The sequence below is a fragment of the Latilactobacillus fuchuensis genome, assembly GCF_900258455.1.
GTDB classification, from domain to species: domain Bacteria; phylum Bacillota; class Bacilli; order Lactobacillales; family Lactobacillaceae; genus Latilactobacillus; species Latilactobacillus fuchuensis.
Map to the genome: position 1 here is coordinate 1 of NZ_LT984417.1, position 20,944 is coordinate 20,944.

Here is a 20,944-nt window from a genome sequence, read left to right on the forward strand (position 1 = left end):
ATTGACTTCGCAAATATGTTGTGCCCCGAAGGGCGACCCTACACATTTGATTTGTCGAAACTTTGTTCAGTTTTCAAAGATCTACGTTTGCGTTTACCACTTTTTAATTATATCACATAATCAATCGGCTGTCAAACACTTTTTAAAATTGTTTTCGTTGTTTAGAAGTTAAAACTTATAACGTCTTAAGCAACATATAATATCTTATCACGATTTAGATTTAATAACAAGTGTTTTTTTCAGAAACATTCGATTAATCTTTCAAGCCGTTAAACTTTAACAGCTCTCTCGCGACAACTTTACTAGTATACCAACTCGACTTAATCGATGCAAGGATTTTCTGCAAATAACTTGAATTAATTCTAAAACCCTAGTAAAACAGACTAGAAATCGGTTACTTGTCGGTTAATGACTTCATCAAGACCAATAAAAAAGGATTAATACCTCAAAGCGGCATTAATCCTTTCAATACTATTCGTATAATTTAGCGACTTGTTTCTTCAATTCTGGATGTGCTAAGAATTCATCGTAGTTTGTTTCAGCACGGTCAACCACCCCATTAGCCGAAACTTCGATAATATGGTTGGCAATCGTTTGAATGAACTGATGATCATGTGATGTGAAAATCAATGCGCCCTTGAAATCAATTAAAGCATCATTCAATGAAGTAATTGATTCTAGATCCAAATGATTCGTAGGATCATCTAATAGAAGTGTATTTGATTTTTGTAACATAATCTTCGATAAAATACAGCGAACCTTTTCGCCACCGGATAGCACGTTGATTTCTTTTGTCACTTCATCCCCTGAGAAAAGCATCTTCCCTAAGAAACCGCGCAAGAACGTATTATCGTCTTCTTCTTTAGCAGCAAATTGACGCAACCAATCCAAAATTGATAATTGATCGTTGTTAAAGGCAGAATTCGTATCTCTCGGTAGGTATGATTGTTGACTCGTGACACCCCAAGTGACAGTCCCAGCATCTGGTTCTAAATCGCCCGCTAAAATTTGCATTAAAGTGGCTGTGGCAATATCGTTTTTAGAAACAAAAACGGCTTTTTCATCTGGCTTAACTGAAAAACTGATGTTGTCTAACACTTTAACCCCATCAATGGACTTCGATATATTTTCAACACGCAACAAATCGTTCCCTAATTCACGAAGATATTCGAACTTAATGAAGGGATATTTACGTGAAGAAGGTTGGATATCATCTAACGTAATCTTTTCTAATTGCTTCTTACGTGATGTCGCTTGTTTTGATTTAGAGGCATTGGCGCTAAAACGCGCAATAAAATCTTGTAATTCTTTAATTTGTTCTTCTTTTTTAGTATTAACGTTTGATTGTAATTTAGAAGCTAATTTACTTGATTCTAACCAAAAATCGTAGTTACCGACGAACATTTTAATCTTACCAAAGTCAACGTCACACATTTGTGTACAAACTTGGTTCAAGAAATAACGGTCATGGGAAACAACAATGACGATGTTCGGGAAATCAGCTAAGAAATCTTCTAACCAATCAACTGATGCACTATCCAAACCATTGGTTGGTTCATCTAATAGAAGAATATCTGGTTTACCAAACAAAGCTTGACCAAGTAAGACCTTAATTTTTTGGCCTTCCATCAATTCGCTCATCTTAACGTGGTGTAAAGATTCATCGATACCTAAGGCTTGTAACAATTGAGCTGCTTCTGATTCAGCATCCCAACCATTCATTTCGGCAAATTCAGCTTCTAAATCGGCGGCCTTTAAACCATCTTCTTCAGTAAAGTCAGCTTTAGCGTACAAAGTGTCTTTCGCTTGCATCACTTCATATAACTTTTGATGGCCTTGAATGACCGTGTCCAATACTTCAGATTCTTCAAAAGCATAATGATCTTGATTCAAACTCGACATCCGTTCATTAGCGCCGATTGAAATATGACCCTCGGACGGTTGTAGTTTACCTTCTAACAGTTTTAAGAAAGTTGACTTCCCTGCTCCATTGGCCCCAATGATGCCGTAACAATTACCTTGGGTAAATTTCAAATTAACATCTTCATATAACTTACGCCCAGAAAGCATTAAGCTCATTTCACTAACAGTTATCACTTGATTCCCTCACTTTTCTTTCTAATTCTAAAAAGCCAACCGTTTCATGTGAAACGACCGGCTTCGACGATTGACAATATTTCTAACTGTACCATAGTTCAGGACTAGTTATCAACTTGATTCCTAATTTTAACCTGAGTTCGTGCATCGACGCTTTCATGATTAACGAGCATCGAATGAGTCTTTTCCGGTTAACCGCTCGCTCGGCACTCTGCTCCAAAACGCGCTTCCAAGCCAACTTCTACTTAAACGCGCTTCTTCACACAGATTCCTGCGCTTAGCTACGTTTCGCAAACAAAGTCCTTACCCCGGACTTTATTCACAAAACTAGGCTAATGCTCAGAACCTACCGTGTGAGTCGCGCTCTTACTCTAAACGCGCTTCTCGAATAGTCTTTTCCGGTTAACTACGGAAGAACCATCATGATTAAAACCCAATCACAATGGTTCCTCCTAGGTTAATCCTCAAAGCCTAAACAGTTCGAGCCAGCGCTCTATTTGATTTTCGCAATCTTTCCTTGTTGGATGTAGACGCTCAAGATACCGATGTCGGCTGGGTTGACCCCGCCAATTCGGCTCGCTTGCGCTAATGTTTCAGGTTGGATTTTTTGTAGCTTTTGACGACCTTCTGTTGCGAGGCCTTCGATCGCATCGTAATCGATATTCTCGGGAATCTTTTTAGCTTCCATGCGTTTTAGTTTCGCGATTTTGGCTTGTTCCTTATCGATGTACCCTGCATATTTGATTTGAATTTCGACTTGTTCAACGACCCGATTATCGATACCGTCAATCTCGGGCATGAACGCTAGTAAATCAGCGTATTTCACTTCCGGCCGTTTCAAGAAGTCACTGGATAAGACCCCATCTTTCAATGGCGCTTCACCCTTAGCGGCTAAAAAGGCTTGGATTTCAGAAGTTGGTTTCAACCGAATAGTTGCTAGTCGCGCTAATTCAGCTTCAACCGCGGCTTTCTTGATTTCAAAGGCGGCAAAACGCGCATCATCAATCAAACCTAAGTCGTGGCCCTTAGCCGTTAACCGTAAATCGGCATTATCGTGGCGTAACATCAACCGGTATTCAGCACGTGATGTTAATAACCGGTAAGGTTCTTTAGTGCCCTTTGTCACTAAGTCATCAATTAAAACCCCGATATAAGCTTCACTACGGTCCAAAACAAACGGTGCTTGTCCGAGTTGTTTCAACGCGGCGTTAATCCCAGCCATCAAACCTTGTCCGGCAGCTTCTTCATAACCAGAAGTCCCGTTCATTTGACCAGCGGTATAGAGATTTTCAACCACTTTGGTTTCCAAAGTGGGTTTTAATTGCCAAGGTTCAACGACATCGTATTCAATCGCGTAGCCTGGGCGCATCATCTGGGCGTTTTCTAATCCTTCAATCGAATGAATCATTTTATGTTGGACTTCTTCAGGCATCGACGTTGAAAAATCACCGACATAGTATTCTTCGGTTTCGCGACCTTCTGGTTCCAAGAAAATCTGATGACGGGGTTTATCCGCAAAACGGACAATCTTATCTTCAATCGATGGGCAGTAACGTGGACCGACCCCTTCAATCACACCGGTAAACATCGGTGCCCGGTCTAGATTATCGCGGATGATTTGATGGGTGTTCGCATTCGTGTACGTCATCCAGCAAGATAATTGATCTTTGAGGTAGGCGCTATCCGGTGTTTCAAAACTAAAGTGGTTAGGCGCGGTATCCCCTGGTTGTTCTTCCGTTTTTGAAAAATCAATCGTGGTGCCATCAACTCGCGGTGGCGTCCCGGTTTTAAAACGCGTTAAGACAAAACCGTTATCTTCTAAACTTTCTGAGAGTTTAATAGAAGGAATCGAATTATTAGGACCCGACGAATACGTTAATTCACCGATAATAATCTTACCCCGTGAGGCTGTTCCGGCCGTTAAAATCACACTATCAGCCGTGTAACGTGCCCCGGTATTCGTAATCACACCTTTGCAGACGCCATCTTCCACGATTAAGCCTTCAGCAATGCCTTGGCGAAGCGTTAAATGTGGCGTCGTTTCAATCGTGCGTTTCATCGTTCGGTGATAAGCGTGCTTATCAGCTTGCGCGCGTAATGCGCGGACAGCCGGTCCTTTACCCGTATTTAACATCCGCATTTGAATGTATGTTTTATCGATATTGCGACCCATTTGGCCACCGAGTGCATCGATTTCACGGACAACAATCCCTTTAGCCGGACCGCCCAATGATGGGTTACAAGGCATAAAGGCGACCATGTCTAAATTAATCGTTAATAATAATGTTTCGCGACCCATCCGGGCAGCTGCTAAAGCCGCTTCCGAACCAGCATGGCCGGCACCGACCACGACAACATCATAATGTTTTGCATCATATTCGCGCATTCAAAATACTCCTTTGTCTCGCTCTTTACTATTTTCCTAAACAGAATTGGCTGAACAGTTCCGTAATTAATTCATCAGGTGCTGAGTCGCCGGTAATTTCACCGAGTTGATCCCAACAGTTGGTCATATCGATTTGGACTAGATCAACTGGCATACCAGCCGCAATCCCACTGATGACTTCCGTCAATGATTGTTGCGCTTGGTTTAACAAACCAATTTGTCGTGCATTGGTAATCATGACCGTACTTTGACTATTTTCAATCCCACCAAAGAATAGTTTAGCGATTTTGTTTTCCAAATCAGTGACACCATCACTGGTTAAAATCGAGGTCTGAATCAATTCCGATTCTGAAACGAGCGTTAATAATTCGGCACGGTCAATTTGGTTCGTTAAATCAGTTTTATTTAAAATAATAATGCGTTTCTTATCAGCCGTTGCTTCTAGCAATTCACGATCTTCAACCGTTAAGGGTTCACTTTGATCCAACACTAATAAAATTAAATCAGCTTTAATGATGGCCGCGCGACTGCGCGCAACGCCGATTTTTTCAACTTTATCGTCTGTCTCGTGAATCCCCGCCGTATCGACTAACTTCAATGGCACGCCGCGGACATTGACGTATTCTTCTAACACGTCGCGAGTCGTTCCGGCGACGTCGGTCACAATCGCTTTATCTTCATGCAATAAATGATTCAACAAACTTGATTTACCAACGTTGGGCCGACCGACAATCGCGGTCGCTAACCCTTCACGCAACACTTTACCCTGTTGGGCGGTTTGCAAGAGTTCCGCAATCCGGCCTTGAACCAATTGGGCTTTCTCAAGCAATAGCTTCGTCGTCATTTCGTCGGTATCGTATTCTGGATAATCGATATTAACTTCGACTTGGGCTAAAACTTCTAAAATTTCTTGACGTAGATTTTTGATCAAATGCGTTAAACTACCATCTAATTGATCGACGGCGACTTGCATCGCCCGATCCGTTTTAGCGCGAATCAAATCCATCACGGATTCAGCTTGCGTTAAATCAATCCGACCATTTAAGAAGGCCCGTTTCGTGAATTCACCAGGTTCGGCCATCCGCGCACCGTAACTCATCAATAGTTGTAAAATCCGGTTAGTGGCGACAATCCCACCGTGACAATTAATTTCAATCACATCTTCACGCGTAAACGTCTTGGGCGCCCGCATGACAGAAACCATCACCTCATCAACGATGGCTTGATCTTCTGGATTAATAATATGGCCATAATTGATCGTATGGCTAGCCACTTGCGTTAAATCTTTTCCTTTAAAAACCCGTTGGATAATCGCCAAACTCTCATCACCGGATAGGCGCACAATTGAAATCGCCCCTTCACCAGGTGGTGTTGAAATCGCCGTAATCGTATCAAATTCTGTTACTTTGGTTGGCATGCAAAAGCTTCCTTTCTGAAATAGCTGCATAAAAAAAGCGCTTAGCGTCCACTCCGCGCCTTGGTAGGTCGGAATGGACAAAGCACTTTCACTACTTTATCGATATTTAATTAATTACATTATACACGATTACAATCGCACGTCAATTATCAACCACTAAAAAGAACGGTTACTGTCAATCACCAAATAACGGCGATCGCCATGGCCTTCAGAATGGGTTTGCACATGGCTATTTTCAGTTAAATGACCATGGATAATCTTCCGTTCAAACGCCGGCATGGGGTCTAATTTCACCGATTGACCGGTCGCAACGACTTCACGCGCCGCCTTATCCGCCAAATGCACTAGAATCGCTGCGCGCCGTTTACGATAATCACCGACTTCTAAAATAATCGTCTGTTTTCCTTTAGCATGATGATTATAGTAAGTCTGCGCTAAATATTGGAGCGCATTAATTGTCTTACCGTGTTTGCCAATCAACAGACCTTCTTTATCGGTCTGCAAATGATACGTTAACACTTTATGTTGTCGTTGGACTTTAATTGTGACCGGGGTCCCAATTTGCGTGGTCATTTGACTTAAATAAGTCGATACCGCCTGAACGGCTTCGGCTTCATCTTGTTTGACCCGTTTCGCTGGTTTCGAGTGGGCTGTCGGTTTAATTGGTGCCACCGTTTGCGTCGTCGTGGTTGGTGCCTCACTAATAACCGGTGCGACCAACTTTAATTCGACCACCGCTGGCTTCTTACCAAATCCCAGAAACCCCTTTTTGCCTTCTTCAATCACTTCGACAGCCACTTCATCACGCGTGACCTTTAAAACGGCCAATCCTTGATCAATCGCTGCTTGAATATTGGCTCCTTGAAAAGTTTGCACTTTCAATCCTCCCATTATTCCGTATTTCTCTTTATTATAACATGCTAGTCTTTTAACGCGCGTCAGTTGATAAATAGGCCTCGGTTAGCGCCATAAATTGATCAATATCACTTTGAATTGAAGTCGCTGCCGCTTGCCAAAAGGCCGGTTGGGTTAAATCAACGCCTAAATGCTTCTGGGCTAATGCTTCCGTCGTCATATTGGCCGTATCTTGCAACAAGGCAATGTATTGATCTTCAAACTGATCAACTTCTTGCGACTTCGCATAAATTCCCAATGAGAATAAGTACCCAAACGTATAGGGAAAGTTATAGAACGGTACATCGTCAAAGAAGAAATGTTGTTTATCCGCCCAGAACAACGGATCGTAATCCGTTAAAGCATCCGCATACGCTTCTTTTTGAGCGTCTAACATCAACGTTTTCAACCGCGCAGTTGGCACAAAACCATTTTGCCGTTCTGCATAAAAATGATGTTCAAATAAATAGCGTGCATGAATATTCATGAACATATCGATCGCATTCGTGATTTTTTGATCCAATAAGTTGATTTTAGCTTCGATTGAATCCGCGGCCTGAACTGTTGCGTCCACCACAATTAATTCGGCTAACGTTGAAGCCGTTTCAGCGACGTTCATCGCGTAATCCTGACGCCAACTTGGTAAACCATTCAGCATCATCGTGTGGAAACCATGACCTAATTCGTGGGCTAACGTTGATACCCCACTCGGCGTGCCGTCAAAGGTCATAAAGATGCGGAAATCTTGCGTTTCTGGTAATTCAGTCATATAGCCACCGGGTTGTTTGCCTGGTCGATCTTCCGCTTCAATCCAACGCTTTTCAAACGCCTGTTGCGCAACGGCCGCCATCTTAGGACTAAACGCCTTGAAGTTTTGGATAATGAATTCAGCCGCCTGATCATACGAATACGTCGCAGGTTTAAAATCACCGACAATTACGGGTGACCAAGTATCCTGCCACGCCAATTGCGTTTTACCCATCAGGGCCGCTTTTCGGTTTAAAAAACTGACCAATGGGGCTTTATTTTGACTGACAACTTGCCACATCGTCTTTAAAGTTGCTGATTGGAGTCGATTGTATTCCAACGGTTTCTGCATGAAATCAGTTAACCCGTGCGCTTGATAATCGCTCAACCGAAAACCGGCTAAATGATTAAGCGTGTCTGTCAATAACGGTGAATAACGATCCCAAGTTTGTGACCAATTGGTAAACACGCGTTGACGTACTTTTGGATCCGGATCGGCTTCAAATTTATTTTGGGCTTGGCCCGCTGACAATAATTGACCCTCATCCGGAATCTGAATTTCAGCCACCAACGTATCATAATGGTCACTCCAACCCTGTAACCCATCTAACGCCAATTGATTAATCAGATGTTCAGTCTTTTCATCTAATAATTGCGCGCCTTGCGTCCGCTTTTCACGCAAATTAAACGCAATCGGTGCAAAAAGTGGTTGTCCGACCAACGTTTCAAACTCAGCCGCCGTTAACGTCACCAATTTTTTGGTCAGTTGGACGTCAATTTGCGTCGCGGCATTTTGGAGTTGATTGATTTGGCCCATTAGCGGTGCGACTTGTTGGTTACGTTCATCAACGGATTGGTGCATGTTGACAAAGCTCCCGGTCTGTTTTAGCCCATCTTCAATCGCTTGTAATTGATTGGTAATTTGTTGCAGTTGGCTAAAGTCAGCTGCCTCTTTTGCATATTGCCAATCATTAATTTGTTTGAAGGTCGTCGCAATTTGGGCCTTCAACGTTTGTAAACGCGTCGTCAATTCGGTTGATTTTAACCCACCGGTGAAGATTGATTCTAAATCCCACTGTTCTGCGTATGTCATTTTAAGTCCTCCAGTTAGTCTGATGGTGTTTATTATAACCAATCTGTCTATAAAGTGCGATGATTGCTCTTTATTTCCCAGGAAATTCTTGTTAATCTTAAACTAATCACAAGGAGGTTACTCAAATGACTTCATTTTGCTTTAGTTTCAGCACAGGTAAAGATAGTTTGATTGCCCTAGATACTTTAATTCAGACGGGCTACCAACCAGCCGGTTTAATCACCAGTTTGAACGCCGATATCCAACGGTCTTGGTTCCATGGCGTGCCGCCCGCAATCCTGACCCAAATTGGTACCAGCTTAGACTTACCCCTCACACTCGTCAATACTCAAGTTGATGATTATCAAACGGCCATGGTGGCGGCTTTAACCCAGTATCAGAAACAAGGCGTCACCCATTGTGGCTTTGGCGATATCGACATTCTCCAAAATCGGCAGTGGGATGAAACTGTCGCCCATGCCGCGCAATTAATCCCGCTGTTACCTTTGTGGCAAGCGGATCGAACCGCCAATGTCCACCATTTTTTAAACCGGGGTTATACCGCGATTATTAAAACCGTTAGCAAAGCGTCAAAAATCCCAACAGCTTTCCTCGGCCAGCCACTCGATCAAACCTTCATTGATTATTTACAGGCCCATAATTTAGATGTTTGTGGTGAAAATGGTGAATATCATACCTTAGTCGTTGATGGTCCCTTGTTTAAACAACCGATTACGTATCAAACGGCCGGCATTTTCGAAAGCCCCTACGCCTATTCACTGATTATCAATTAACTTCAATAAATCAAAAAAAGCTAATTCCAAAGGAATCAGCTTTTTTTAGATTTATTAACGTTTTCGTGTTGCTTTTTTGCGCGCTTTCGCAATCGCTTTTTCACGATCGCGCTTGTCTTGTTCCTTAGCGGCACGGTCCCGGCGAATCTTAAATGGATTTTGAATCACCATTGTTTGCGCCACTGAAAAGGCGTTGGTTACCACCCAGTAAATAGAAACGGCTGAGGCAATGTTCATCGCCATGACAAAAATCATGACCGGCATGACCCAAAGCATCGCTGATGACGCCGCATTCTTCGTTGGTTGTGACAACATCGTTAAATAAGAAGTCCCAAACGTAAAGATGGCCGCCAAAATCGCCATAATGAAATACGGATCGGCTTTACCCAGTTCCATCCATAAGAATGTCCCTGATTTTAAAGCAGCTGTCCGATAAATTGCTTGGTATAACGCAATCAAAACGGGCATTTGAACCACTAATGGTAAACAACCGACAACCGGATTAACCCCGGCTTCAGCATATAATTTCTGTGTTTCTTCACGTAATTTTTGTTGCGTTTCAGTATCTTTAGCAGCGTATTTCTTCTGTAACGCTTGAATTTCAGGCGCAACTTCTTGCTGTTTCAACATACTCTTACTTTGCCACCAAGTTAACGGCAAAATAATAATCCGGATAATTAAAGTAAACGCGACAATCGCCCAACCGTAACTACCACCGAACAAATCTGCTAACCACAATAGGAAGCGTGAGAAATTATAAATAATATAATGATCCCAGATACCAGTACTACTGCTATTAACGGCTGATGTACTACACCCTGCTGCGATTAACATAAATAAGAACAAACTAGCGACTAATAATAGTCGTTTACGATTTTTAGACTTCACGCCAATATCCCTCACTTATTCAGAAGCAGAATCTGCTTCTTCCTTTAATAACTTAGCCAGCTTTAAGACGTGGCTAATGTTCTGTTTGGTTTCCGCCATCGTTAACTGATTGGCACCCCGTCTTGCAATGACTAAAAAATCAACAGCTTGCGGCAAATCCGGTTTTAATTCGGTCAAACTTTGCCGAATATACCGTTTTACCTGATTACGCATGACTGCATTTCCGACTTTTTTACCCACGGAAAGGCCCACACGAAAATGTTTTTGGCCAGGTTTGTCTAAGCGGTAAACCACAAAATTGCGATTGGCCACCGATTGGCTAGCTTCAAAAACGGTTTGGAAATCCTGTTCCTTCTTAACACGGTACGACTTTCTCATAATTCACTCCGGCATTTCTTTGTTTAAAATTAAAATCGAGGATAATAAAAAAACCACTGAAGCATCAGTGGCCTATGCAGATAATACTTTTCTGCCCTTAGCACGGCGTCTTGCAAGTACCTTGCGACCGTTCTTAGTATTCATACGTTTCATGAAACCATGAACACGTTCTTTATGGCGTTTCTTTGGTTGGAAAGTTCTCTTTGTAGTCATTAATCTGGCACCTCCTAATTGACTGTGTCTATTGTTACCTATTCAGAAACAACGGTGATCAATACCACCTACGACATTCACTAAAATATAATAGCATATTTCTGCAAAAGTTGAAACACTTTCTCTAAAAAAGTTCTGAATAAATCCCGGTCGATTATTATTTTTTTAGTGACTTGTTTTGTGGATAAGCACAATCCGGTCGATCATCCAAATTTGTTATCCCCAAGTAACAATCGGCGTTATCCGGAAAATCACAGGCTGTTCTTAAGTAATCCACAGGCCATTTCCGAGCTGTTGATAACTCATAAAAACATTATAACACCATAGCTTCTTTTACACACTACTTTTGTGGATAACTCTAAAAAACTATTTTTTTCGTTACTTTTCCACAAGCGTTATTTGTCTTAATCCCCAAGCTTGTGGATTAGTGGAAAACTTTTAAAATAAAGCTTGTGGATTTAGCGCTTCTTGTGGAAAACTTTTTTTCATAATGCTAAAATAGGATTAGTCTTTATTGATTGCTGTTTTTTTCAATAAAGTGGTTATTTTATTTAAGGGGGACACGCTACATGCCTGATCTTCAGGAACTTTGGAACTATTTGCGGGATAAATTCCAAACAGATTTAACCCCGGTTGGTTTTAACGCTTGGATTAAAACCGCCAAACCACTTGCTTTTAGAGCGAATGAATTAGTGATTGAGGTACCGTCAGTTCTACACAAAGAATATTGGGAAAATAATTTAGCGACTAAAGTCGTTGAAGGGGCGTATGAATTCGCTGAAATCGAATTGACCCCTATTTTTGTGTTGCCTGGGGAATCTGACAACTTAGCTGCCGATCAATCACTCACTTCGCGGCCTTTAACGAAAGCTGAAACACCGACTTTTTTGCGTGAAACCCATTTAAATAGTAAATACACATTTGACACCTTCGTCACCGGCAAGGGGAATCAAATGGCGCACGCCGCAGCACTCGTGGTTTCAGAAGAACCTGGTGTCTTGTATAATCCACTCTTTTTATATGGTGGCGTCGGTTTAGGAAAAACCCATTTGATGCAAGCGATTGGGCATCAATTATTGGAATCTAAACCCGATACCAACGTAAAATACGTGACGAGTGAAGCATTCGCCAACGATTTTATTAATTCAATTCAAACTAAAAATCAGGAAAAATTTCGTCAGGAATATCGGAATGTCGATCTTTTATTAGTTGATGATATCCAATTTTTCGCCGATAAAGAGGGGACGCAGGAAGAATTCTTCCATACGTTTAACGATTTATATAATGATAAAAAACAAATCGTCCTGACCTCTGATCGGTTACCTAATGAAATTCCCAAGTTACAAGAACGGTTAGTTTCCCGTTTTAAATGGGGCCTATCGGTCGACATCACACCACCTGATTTGGAAACTCGAATCGCCATTTTACGAAATAAAGCGGACGCTGAACATCTTGAAATTCCGGAAGATACGCTCAGCTATATTGCGGGTCAAATTGATTCCAATGTCCGAGAACTCGAAGGGGCACTCGTGCGGGTCCAAGCCTACGCGACGATGCAAAATGCTGAAATCACAACTGGTTTAGCAGCTGACGCCCTCAAAGGATTGAAACTGAATGGTAAATCCAGCCAATTATCAATCGCGAAGATTCAATCCGTGGTCGCCAAATATTACAGTTTAACAATTGCTGATTTAAAAGGCCGCAAACGGGTCAAAGAAATCGTCCTACCACGGCAAATTGCCATGTATTTAGCCCGCGAAATGACTGATAGCTCTCTACCCAAAATTGGCCAAGAATTTGGCGGTAAAGATCATACAACTGTCATGCACGCCCACGAACGAATCAGCCAAGGCATGGCCATTGATCAAAATTTAAAAGAGGCCATCTTAGATTTAAAAAATACGTTAACCGGTTAAAACGGCCTGTGGACAACTGGTAAAGTTATCCTGAGGTTATTACACAACTTGTCCACAAGTGGAAAACTATTGGCACTTTAGGTTTTCTACTTTATCCACAGCTTCCACAGGCCCTACTACTATTACTTAAAAATCTTTAATATATATATATACTTAAATCTCCGGAGGATTAGACTTATGAAATTTTCAATTAATCGTGCTTTATTCATCAAAACGCTTAATGATGTTCAACGTGCCATTTCAGCTAAAACCACTATTCCAATTTTAACCGGGCTTAAATTAATGCTTTCTCAAGAAGGCTTAACATTAACCGGTAGTGATGCTGATATTTCTATTGAAGCGACTTTAGCGACTAATGATGAAAAGAATCAATTAGTGATTGAAGAAACGGGCTCAATTGTGTTACCAGCACGTTTCTTTAGTGAAATCGTTAAAAAATTACCAGAAGACCAAATGATGGTTGCTGTTGGTGATAATTTCCAAACCACGATTCGTTCAGGTAAGTCAGAATTTACAATTAACGGTTTAGATGCTAATAATTATCCTCATTTACCTGAAATTGCGGGACAAAATCCATTTAGCATCAGTACGGATGTCTTAAAACAATTAATTCATCAAACCGTAATTGCCGTTTCAAATCAAGAAAGTCGACCAATCCTAACCGGCGTGCATTTAGTGTTAGACAACGGCGAAATGTTGGCCGTTGCAACCGATAGTCATCGATTAGCCCAACGTAAATTGACGGTTGATCTACCAGAAGACACGGATTACGACGTGATTATTCCAGGGAAGAGTTTAATTGAACTTTCCAGAACACTCGCAGACGATGTCGATAACGTTGAATTACGGATTGCAGAAAACCAAGTGCTCTTTAAAGCGGGTAATTTGGCATTCTATTCACGTTTATTGGAAGGTAATTATCCTGATACAGCCCGTTTAATTCCAACCAGTTCAAGTACCCAAATCGAATTTAACGCCCCTGTTTTATTAGCCGCCATTGAACGGGCTTCATTGTTATCACATGAAAGTCGGAACAACGTCGTGCGCTTAACGTTAAATAATGCCGATCAAACGGCCGTTATTTACGGTAATTCGCCAGATGTCGGGAATGTGGAAGAAGCACTCCAATTCGAAAACTTAACGGGTGAAGATTTGGAAATTTCATTTAATCCTGATTATATGAAAGACGCACTTCGCTCATTTGGCCAAACCACGATTAATATCAACTTCACTTCAGCACTACGCCCATTTACCTTAGTACCTAGTGAGGATCAAGAACACTATATTCAATTGATCACCCCTGTACGGACGTTCTAAATTAAGTGTGTTGGGTTGCGGGTAGCAACTGAGTGCTGACTCAAGTTGGTCAGGCTTTGAGGATTAACCTAGAAATCAGCGTTATGATTTGTACTCTGAATCATAACGCTGATTTTGTAGTTAACCGGAAAAGGCTACTTGAGAAGCACGTTATGATTTAAGTGCTGACTCAGCCGATTAACTTCTGAGTATAGCCTAGAATTGTGAGTTATGACTGGGGTTAGTCAAAATTTGCGATTCGTAGCTAGACGGAAGAAGTTGGCTGAGAAGCACGCTATGATTTAAGTGCTGTCACTCACGGTAGTTTCGGAGCATTAGCCTAGTTTCGTGAATAAAGTCCGTACTTTGGACTTTGGTTGCGAAATGTCGATAAGCACAGGAAACTGTGAATGACTACACGTTATCAATCTGAGTTATGGTGCGCGTCGAAGAATATCAGAATACTGAGGCTTATATCACAGCTCTTTTTTTGAGAAATAGTGTAATTAGGGATCGTGGTCAAATCTAAAATAAATTATGTTAGAGCGATTTCAGCATTTGCAAGTAGGAGATGTTTAAAATCGCTAAAAACGCTGAGAAGCGATTTTAACGATGTTTATTTGTTTTTAAGGGTAAAAAAGTCTATAATTGTGAGTAAGATTCGAGATTAGTCACAAATTAATTAAGATCATTAAGAATGGTGGGTTGTTATGATACAAGAAGTGCAACTAGAGGCTGAATTCGTGACATTAGGACAGTTACTCAAAGAAGAAGGCGTTGTCTCAACAGGTGGCAAAGCAAAATGGTATTTACGCGAAACAACCGTCTTAGTCAACGGTGAAGCGGATGATCGTCGGGGCCGGAAGTTATACGCTGATGACGTGGTTGAAGTGCCTGATCACGGTCAGTTTAAGATCATTAAACAAGAAAGCTTGTAGCACACCATGTATTTAAGTGCGCTCCAATTGGACCATTACCGGAATTATGATCAGGTGGCCTTAGAATTCTCGCCGGATACCAATGTGTTGATTGGTGAAAATGCGCAAGGTAAGACCAATTTATTAGAAGCCATCTACGTCTTAGCTTTGGCGCGGTCGCATCGGACCAATAATGATCGCGAATTAATCCAGTGGGATAGTGAATTTGCTAAAATTACCGGACAAGTGCAACGGACGGTTGGTCAAGTGCCTTTGGAATTGGTGTTGAGCCATAAAGGCAAAAAAGCCAAGGTCAATCATTTAGAGCAAGCTAAGTTGTCCCAATACATTGGCCAACTCAACGTCGTCTTATTTGCCCCGGAAGATTTAAACATCGTTAAAGGATCACCAGCAGTCCGGCGGCGGTTTATTGATATGGAATTTGGCCAAATGAGTGCCAAATATCTCTACAATATTTCACAATATAAAGCGATTTTAAAACAACGTAATCAATATTTGAAACAACTCCAACGGCATCAAGCCAAAGATTTGGTCTATTTAGGCGTTTTATCTGATCAATTAGCGGCGTATGGGGCTGAGGTGACGGTTGCGCGTTATCAATTCTTGCAACAAATGGAGAAATGGGCGCAAAAACTGCATCAAGAAATTACTAAAGGTCGCGAAAAATTAACGTTTCGTTATCAAACACAGCTCGATAGCGAGCAATTGAGTCAAGATTCAGAAACGTTGTATCAATCATTTCAGAAACTGTATGAACAACAACAGGGTCGTGAGATCGAACAGGGGACTAGCTTAGTCGGTCCGCATCGCGATGACGTTCAATTTATCGTCAATGATAAGGATGTGCAGTCTTTTGGGTCACAAGGTCAACAACGGACGACGGCTTTAAGTGTTAAGTTGGCCGAGATTGATTTAATGAAAGAACAAACCGGTGAATATCCGGTTCTTTTATTGGATGATGTTTTGTCAGAACTCGATGATTTACGGCAGACACATCTGTTAAAGACGTTTCAAAATAAAGTGCAAACTTTTTTAACGACGACTAGTCTTGAAAACGTTAAAAAAGACATTATTGCAACGCCCAAGGTCTTTAACGTGACCGACGGGTTGGTTGTCACTGAAACAACAGCAGCACAAACAGACTAGAGAGCGGAGGAATTTCACTTGGCAGAAGACGAACAATTAAATCAACCAACAGAAGAACAGATTGAAGCAAAAGAAGAACGCGCTAAAGAGTATGATGCCAGTCAAATTCAAGTCTTAGAAGGACTTGAAGCGGTTCGTAAACGTCCCGGGATGTACATTGGCTCTACGAGTGCACAAGGTCTCCATCATTTAGTTTGGGAAATTATCGATAACGGGATTGATGAAGCCTTAGCGGGTTTTGCGACGGAAATTAACGTCGTCGTTGAAGCGGATAATAGTATTACCGTCACCGATGATGGCCGGGGGATTCCAATCGGGATCCAAGCCAAAACGGGTAAATCAGCCTTAGAAACGGTCTTCACAATCTTGCATGCCGGTGGTAAATTCGGCGGCGGCGGTTACAAAGTTTCTGGTGGTTTGCATGGGGTCGGCGCATCAGTCGTCAATGCCTTGTCAACGACGTTAGACGCCGTTGTCACGCATGAAGGCAAACGCTACTATATCGATTTCAATCGTGGTAAGGTCAACACACCCATCAAAGAAATCGGCGATGCCCCTGAACATGAACACGGCACGAAAGTCCATTTCGTACCAGATCCTGATATTTTTACTGAAACAACCGTCTATGACGATAAAATTTTGACGACCCGGATTCGGGAATTAGCATTCTTGAATAAAGGTTTAAAACTAACGTTCACCGATAAACGCGCAGCGACGCATGAAAAACTAGAATTCCACTATGAAGGTGGGATTAAGAGTTACGTTGAATTCTTAGATCACGGCAAAGAAACGCTATTAGACGAACCGATTTATGTTGAAGGCGAACAAAACGGAATTACCGTTGAAGTCGCGCTACAATACACCAATGATTATCGGACAAATTTGATGACGTTTGCCAACAATATTCACACCTACGAAGGTGGGACGCATGAATCCGGCTTTAAGACGGCTTTAACGCGGGTCATCAACGATTATGCGACTAAACAAAATATTTTAAAGGCCAACGATACGAATTTATCGGGGGAAGATGTCCGTGAAGGCTTAACGGCCGTTGTCTCGGTTAAACATCCAGATCCTCAATTTGAAGGTCAAACGAAGACGAAATTAGGTAATTCTGATGCGCGGACGGTGACTGACCGGATGTTCTCAGATCACTTTACGAAGTTCTTGATGGAAAACCCAGCAATTGCTCGTCAAATCGTCGACAAAGGCTCACTCGCTGCTAAAGCACGTTTAGCGGCTAAACGTGCGCGCGAAGTGACTCGGAAGAAAAATGGTTTGGAAATTTCAAACTTGCCCGGGAAATTAGCCGATAATAGTAGTAAAGATCCCGCAATTTCTGAATTATTCATCGTCGAAGGGGATTCCGCCGGTGGTTCAGCTAAATCAGGTCGTTCACGTTTAACGCAAGCCATCTTGCCAATTCGTGGGAAGATTTTGAACGTTGAAAAAGCCAGCATGGAAAAAATTCTCGCCAATGAAGAAATCCGGACCTTATTTACCGCAATGGGCACGGGTTTTGGTCAAGAATTTGATGTCAGCAAAGCGCGATATCATAAATTAATCATCATGACCGATGCCGATGTCGATGGCGCCCATATTCGGACGTTGTTATTGACGTTATTCTACCGTTACATGCGGCCCGTCGTTGAAGCGGGTTACGTGTACATTGCCCAACCCCCTTTGTATCGGGTTAAGCAGGGTAAGATGATGCGTTACATCGATTCAGATGAAGAACTCCAAGAAGTTTTAGGGACGTTGCAACCAAGTCCGAAACCAGAAGTTCAACGGTATAAGGGGTTAGGTGAAATGGATGCCAGCCAATTATGGGATACCACCATGGATCCAGACAATCGTCGGATGTTACGGGTCAATGTGGAAGACGCTGAAGAAGCGGATCAAATTTTTGAAATGTTGATGGGCGATCGGGTTGAACCGCGTCGGATTTTCATTGAAGAAAATGCCGTTTATATGGATCCAAAGAGTATTGATGCTTAATAAAAGCTTGAACTGAAATTGATTGAGAGGGGTTTATCGATTAATGGCAAACGAAGATGTCCAAAGCGGGCGGATTGAAAACGTCAATTTATCTAAAACAATGCGCAAGTCATTCCTTGAATACGCAATGAGTGTCATTGTTGCCCGGGCATTACCTGACGTACGTGACGGTTTAAAACCCGTTCAACGCCGAATCCTATACGGGATGAATGAATTAGGGGTTACCCCTGAAAAACCGTATAAGAAATCGGCCCGGATCGTTGGGGATGTTATGGGGAAGTACCATCCACATGGGGATTCTGCAATTTATGAAGCCATGGTACGGATGGCCCAAGATTTTAGTTACCGGTATATGTTAGTCGACGGTCATGGTAACTTTGGTTCAGTCGATGGCGATGGCGCTGCCGCAATGCGGTACACCGAAGCCCGGATGAGCAAGATGGCTGTTGAAATGTTACGTGATATCAATAAAAATACGATTGATTTCGTACCCAATTATGATGAATCAGAACGGGAACCTGCTGTTTTACCAGCGCGTTTTCCGAACTTGCTCGTCAATGGGGCTACCGGGATTGCCGTTGGGATGACGACTAATATTCCGCCCCATAATTTGGCGGAAGTCATTAGTGCGTTGCATATTTTGATGGATAATCCAGAAGCAACGACTGCTGATTTAATGGAAGCCATGCCGGGACCTGATTTTCCAACGGGTGGCTTAGTCATGGGTAAGTCTGGTATTCGCCACGCTTACGAATCCGGTAAGGGTACGATTACCTTACGGGCCAAGGTCGATGTTGAGGTCCAAAAGAGTGGTCGTGAACGGATTATCGTCACGGAAATTCCTTACATGGTCAACAAGGCTAAGTTAGTGGAACGAATTGCTGAATTAGCCCGCGATAAACGACTTGAAGGCATTACCGATTTAAACGATGAATCTGATCGTGACGGGATGCGGATTGTGATTGATGTCCGTCGTGATATGAGTGCTTCAGTGGTTTTAAATAACTTATACAAGCTGACACCATTACAAACATCATTCTCATTTAATATGGTGGCTATCGTCAACGGTGCCCCTAAAGTCTTGAGTTTGAAATCAATTTTGGAATATTATTTAATCCATCAAGAAGAAGTCTTGCGTCGCCGGACTGAATTTGATTTGAAGAAGGCCGAAGCCCGTGCCCATATTTTGGCCGGTTTACGGATTGCTTTAGACCATATTGATGCGATTATCCAGATTATTCGCAGCGCTAAAACCGGTGATACGGCGAAGGTCTTGTTGATGGATCAATATCAACTTTCAGACAAACAAGCCCAAGCCATTTTAGATATGCGATTAGTCCGATTAACTGGTTTGGAACGGGATAAAGTCGAAAATGAATACAATAATTTGATGACTTTAATTGCCGATTTGAAAGATATTTTGGCGAAACCTGAACGGATCCAAAAAATTATTTATGACGAATTGTTAGAAATTCAAAATAAATTCGGCGACAAACGTCGGACTGAATTATTGGTCGGTGAAGTCCTCAGCTTAGAAGATGAAGACTTGATTGAAGAAGAAGACGTTGTCATTGCGTTAACGCACAATGGTTACATTAAACGCTTGCCAGCCAGTGAATTCAAAGTCCAAAATCGTGGTGGCCGTGGGATTCAAGGGATGGGCGTTCATGATGATGATTTCATCGAACACTTAATCTCGACGTCAACCCATGAAGTGCTCCTATTCTTTACCAATACGGGTAAAGTTTATCGCGCTAAAGGCTATGAAATTCCTGAATACGGTCGGACGGCCAAAGGGATTCCAATCATTAATCTCTTAGGGATTAATTCGGATGAACGGGTTCAAACCGTTGTTAACTTGGGTAAAGAAATCAAAGACGAACAAGCTTTGTTCTTTATCACGCGTTTAGGCACGGTTAAACGGACGTCCGTTAGCGAATTTGCCAATATCCGCAGCAATGGGTTGAAGGCTTTGACGTTAAAAGAAGACGATGAATTGATTAACGTCTTATTGACGGACGGTCAACAAAACATCTTTATCGGAACGCACAATGGTTACGCCGTCTCATTCAGCGAATCAGCGGTTCGTTCGATGGGTCGGACAGCAGCCGGTGTTCGTGGGATTCGTTTACGCGAAGGCGATTACGTCGTCGGTTCTGACTTACTGATTCCTGGTCAAGAAATCTTAGTTATTTCTGAAAAGGGTTATGGTAAGCGAACGACTGTTAGTGATTATCCAATTAAGGGTCGTGGTGGTAAAGGGATTAAGACTGCCAATATCACTGAAAAGAACGGTCCATTAGCCGGGATTACTGCTGTCACCGGGGAAGAAGATATCCTCTTAATCACCGATACTGGGGTCTTAATTCGATTCCAAGTCGCGAACGTCTCACAAACCGGTCGGGCAACCTTAGGGGTCCGTTTAATCCGGGTGGATGATCAAGCCAAGGTCGCAACGATGGCCAAAGTGGAAGCTGAACCGGATGAAGCCGAAGCCGTTGAAGGGCAAGCAACAACGCCTGAAACCACTGAAACACCAGTTGCATCAGATTCAACTGATACGGGATTAGCACAGGTTGATGAACTCTTAAAACGCGCTGAAGCGGATCAAGACGAACAACCAGATTCAGAAAAATAATTAAATCATTAATCGTTTTTGCATTCATTTGCAAAAGCGATTTTTTGTTTGGGATTGTATTTTCAGAAACGGTATGATACAATTTTATATTGTGAGTATCTGTGATTTAGGCATCGGGCCTAAATC

Annotated in this window: 15 protein-coding genes; 7 read left to right on the forward strand and 8 right to left on the reverse strand. The window is 42.2% G+C overall.

All coding sequences use genetic code 11. The features are described 5' to 3' along the window. Nucleotides 1-471: 471 nt before the first annotated feature. The 5 genes from LFUMFP_RS00005 to LFUMFP_RS00025 all read right to left on the reverse strand — a co-directional run bounded on the left by LFUMFP_RS00005 (nt 472) and on the right by LFUMFP_RS00025 (nt 8,634). Entirely contained in the window at nt 472-2,097 is a 1,626-nt protein-coding gene (locus LFUMFP_RS00005; RefSeq protein ID WP_106482789.1) for an ABC-F family ATP-binding cassette domain-containing protein, read from the reverse strand. 493 nt (nt 2,098-2,590) lie between these two features. Then, nucleotides 2,591-4,483 carry a tRNA uridine-5-carboxymethylaminomethyl(34) synthesis enzyme MnmG gene (gene mnmG / locus LFUMFP_RS00010; protein ID WP_056949999.1) on the reverse strand — a complete coding sequence of 631 codons (1,893 nt, stop codon included), beginning with the start codon at nt 4,481-4,483 and terminating at the stop codon, nt 2,591-2,593. Between the two features lie 28 nt (nt 4,484-4,511). Beyond that, complete coding sequence (gene mnmE, locus LFUMFP_RS00015; RefSeq protein WP_025082803.1) at nt 4,512-5,900, reverse strand: tRNA uridine-5-carboxymethylaminomethyl(34) synthesis GTPase MnmE; 1,389 nt, start codon at nt 5,898-5,900, stop codon at nt 4,512-4,514. 156 nt (nt 5,901-6,056) lie between these two features. Then, entirely contained in the window at nt 6,057-6,776 is a 720-nt protein-coding gene (jag, locus tag LFUMFP_RS00020) for an RNA-binding cell elongation regulator Jag/EloR (protein ID WP_025082802.1), read from the reverse strand. A 52-nt stretch (nt 6,777-6,828) separates the two neighbouring features. Beyond that, entirely contained in the window at nt 6,829-8,634 is a 1,806-nt protein-coding gene (locus LFUMFP_RS00025; protein ID WP_106482790.1) for a M3 family oligoendopeptidase, read from the reverse strand. A gap of 125 nt (nt 8,635-8,759) precedes the next feature. On the opposite strand from LFUMFP_RS00025, the gene LFUMFP_RS00030 reads away from it, so the two are divergent. Next, nucleotides 8,760-9,407 (forward strand): Dph6-related ATP pyrophosphatase, encoded by a 648-nt coding sequence (locus LFUMFP_RS00030; protein ID WP_106482791.1) that lies wholly within the window; start codon nt 8,760-8,762, stop codon nt 9,405-9,407. 54 nt (nt 9,408-9,461) lie between these two features. On the opposite strand, the gene yidC is transcribed toward LFUMFP_RS00030, so the two are convergent. The 3 genes from yidC to rpmH form a co-directional block, all read right to left on the reverse strand. Beyond that, nucleotides 9,462-10,295, reverse strand: a complete 834-nt coding sequence (gene yidC / locus LFUMFP_RS00035) for a membrane protein insertase YidC (protein WP_025082799.1) — start codon at nt 10,293-10,295, stop codon at nt 9,462-9,464. Nucleotides 10,296-10,310: 15 nt separating this feature from the next. Further along, complete coding sequence (gene rnpA, locus LFUMFP_RS00040; protein WP_025082798.1) at nt 10,311-10,673, reverse strand: ribonuclease P protein component; 363 nt, start codon at nt 10,671-10,673, stop codon at nt 10,311-10,313. 72 nt (nt 10,674-10,745) lie between these two features. After that, nucleotides 10,746-10,886 (reverse strand): 50S ribosomal protein L34, encoded by a 141-nt coding sequence (gene rpmH, locus LFUMFP_RS00045; RefSeq protein ID WP_004265830.1) that lies wholly within the window; start codon nt 10,884-10,886, stop codon nt 10,746-10,748. Nucleotides 10,887-11,455: 569 nt separating this feature from the next. On the opposite strand from rpmH, the gene dnaA reads away from it, so the two are divergent. The 6 genes from dnaA (at nt 11,456) to gyrA (ending at nt 20,818) form a co-directional block, all read left to right on the forward strand. Continuing rightward, nucleotides 11,456-12,802, forward strand: a complete 1,347-nt coding sequence (dnaA, locus tag LFUMFP_RS00050) for a chromosomal replication initiator protein DnaA (protein ID WP_025082797.1) — start codon at nt 11,456-11,458, stop codon at nt 12,800-12,802. Nucleotides 12,803-12,979: 177 nt separating this feature from the next. Continuing rightward, a complete protein-coding gene (dnaN, locus tag LFUMFP_RS00055) occupies nt 12,980-14,119 on the forward strand; it encodes a DNA polymerase III subunit beta (RefSeq protein ID WP_025082796.1) in 1,140 nt (379 codons plus the stop codon). Between the two features lie 689 nt (nt 14,120-14,808). Continuing rightward, nucleotides 14,809-15,036: a S4 domain-containing protein YaaA gene (gene yaaA / locus LFUMFP_RS00060; protein ID WP_025082795.1), complete on the forward strand. Its 228-nt coding sequence runs from the start codon at nt 14,809-14,811 to the stop codon at nt 15,034-15,036. Between the two features lie 6 nt (nt 15,037-15,042). Continuing rightward, complete coding sequence (recF, locus tag LFUMFP_RS00065) at nt 15,043-16,182, forward strand: DNA replication/repair protein RecF (RefSeq protein WP_056950001.1); 1,140 nt, start codon at nt 15,043-15,045, stop codon at nt 16,180-16,182. A 60-nt stretch (nt 16,183-16,242) separates the two neighbouring features. Next, the gene (gyrB, locus tag LFUMFP_RS00070; protein WP_056950013.1) at nt 16,243-18,180 is read left to right on the forward strand and encodes a DNA topoisomerase (ATP-hydrolyzing) subunit B; all 1,938 of its coding nucleotides are present in this window, start codon (nt 16,243-16,245) and stop codon (nt 18,178-18,180) included. A gap of 43 nt (nt 18,181-18,223) precedes the next feature. Then, a complete protein-coding gene (gyrA, locus tag LFUMFP_RS00075) occupies nt 18,224-20,818 on the forward strand; it encodes a DNA gyrase subunit A (protein ID WP_106482792.1) in 2,595 nt (864 codons plus the stop codon). The last annotated feature ends 126 nt before the right edge of the window (nt 20,819-20,944 follow it).

What these genes read in the sequence shown, in the direction of transcription:
- rnpA (WP_025082798.1), bottom strand. Translation starts at nt 10,673, where the DNA reads ATGAGAAAGTCGTACCGTGTTAAGAAGGAACAGGATTTCCAAACCGTT.
- dnaA (WP_025082797.1), top strand. Translation starts at nt 11,456, where the DNA reads ATGCCTGATCTTCAGGAACTTTGGAACTATTTGCGGGATAAATTCCAA.
- recF (WP_056950001.1), top strand. Translation starts at nt 15,043, where the DNA reads ATGTATTTAAGTGCGCTCCAATTGGACCATTACCGGAATTATGATCAG.
- gyrA (WP_106482792.1), top strand. Translation starts at nt 18,224, where the DNA reads ATGGCAAACGAAGATGTCCAAAGCGGGCGGATTGAAAACGTCAATTTA.
- yaaA (WP_025082795.1), top strand. Translation starts at nt 14,809, where the DNA reads ATGATACAAGAAGTGCAACTAGAGGCTGAATTCGTGACATTAGGACAG.
- mnmG (WP_056949999.1), bottom strand. Translation starts at nt 4,483, where the DNA reads ATGCGCGAATATGATGCAAAACATTATGATGTTGTCGTGGTCGGTGCC.
- dnaN (WP_025082796.1), top strand. Translation starts at nt 12,980, where the DNA reads ATGAAATTTTCAATTAATCGTGCTTTATTCATCAAAACGCTTAATGAT.
- mnmE (WP_025082803.1), bottom strand. Translation starts at nt 5,900, where the DNA reads ATGCCAACCAAAGTAACAGAATTTGATACGATTACGGCGATTTCAACA.
- LFUMFP_RS00025 (WP_106482790.1), bottom strand. Translation starts at nt 8,634, where the DNA reads ATGACATACGCAGAACAGTGGGATTTAGAATCAATCTTCACCGGTGGG.
- rpmH (WP_004265830.1), bottom strand. Translation starts at nt 10,886, where the DNA reads ATGACTACAAAGAGAACTTTCCAACCAAAGAAACGCCATAAAGAACGT.
- LFUMFP_RS00030 (WP_106482791.1), top strand. Translation starts at nt 8,760, where the DNA reads ATGACTTCATTTTGCTTTAGTTTCAGCACAGGTAAAGATAGTTTGATT.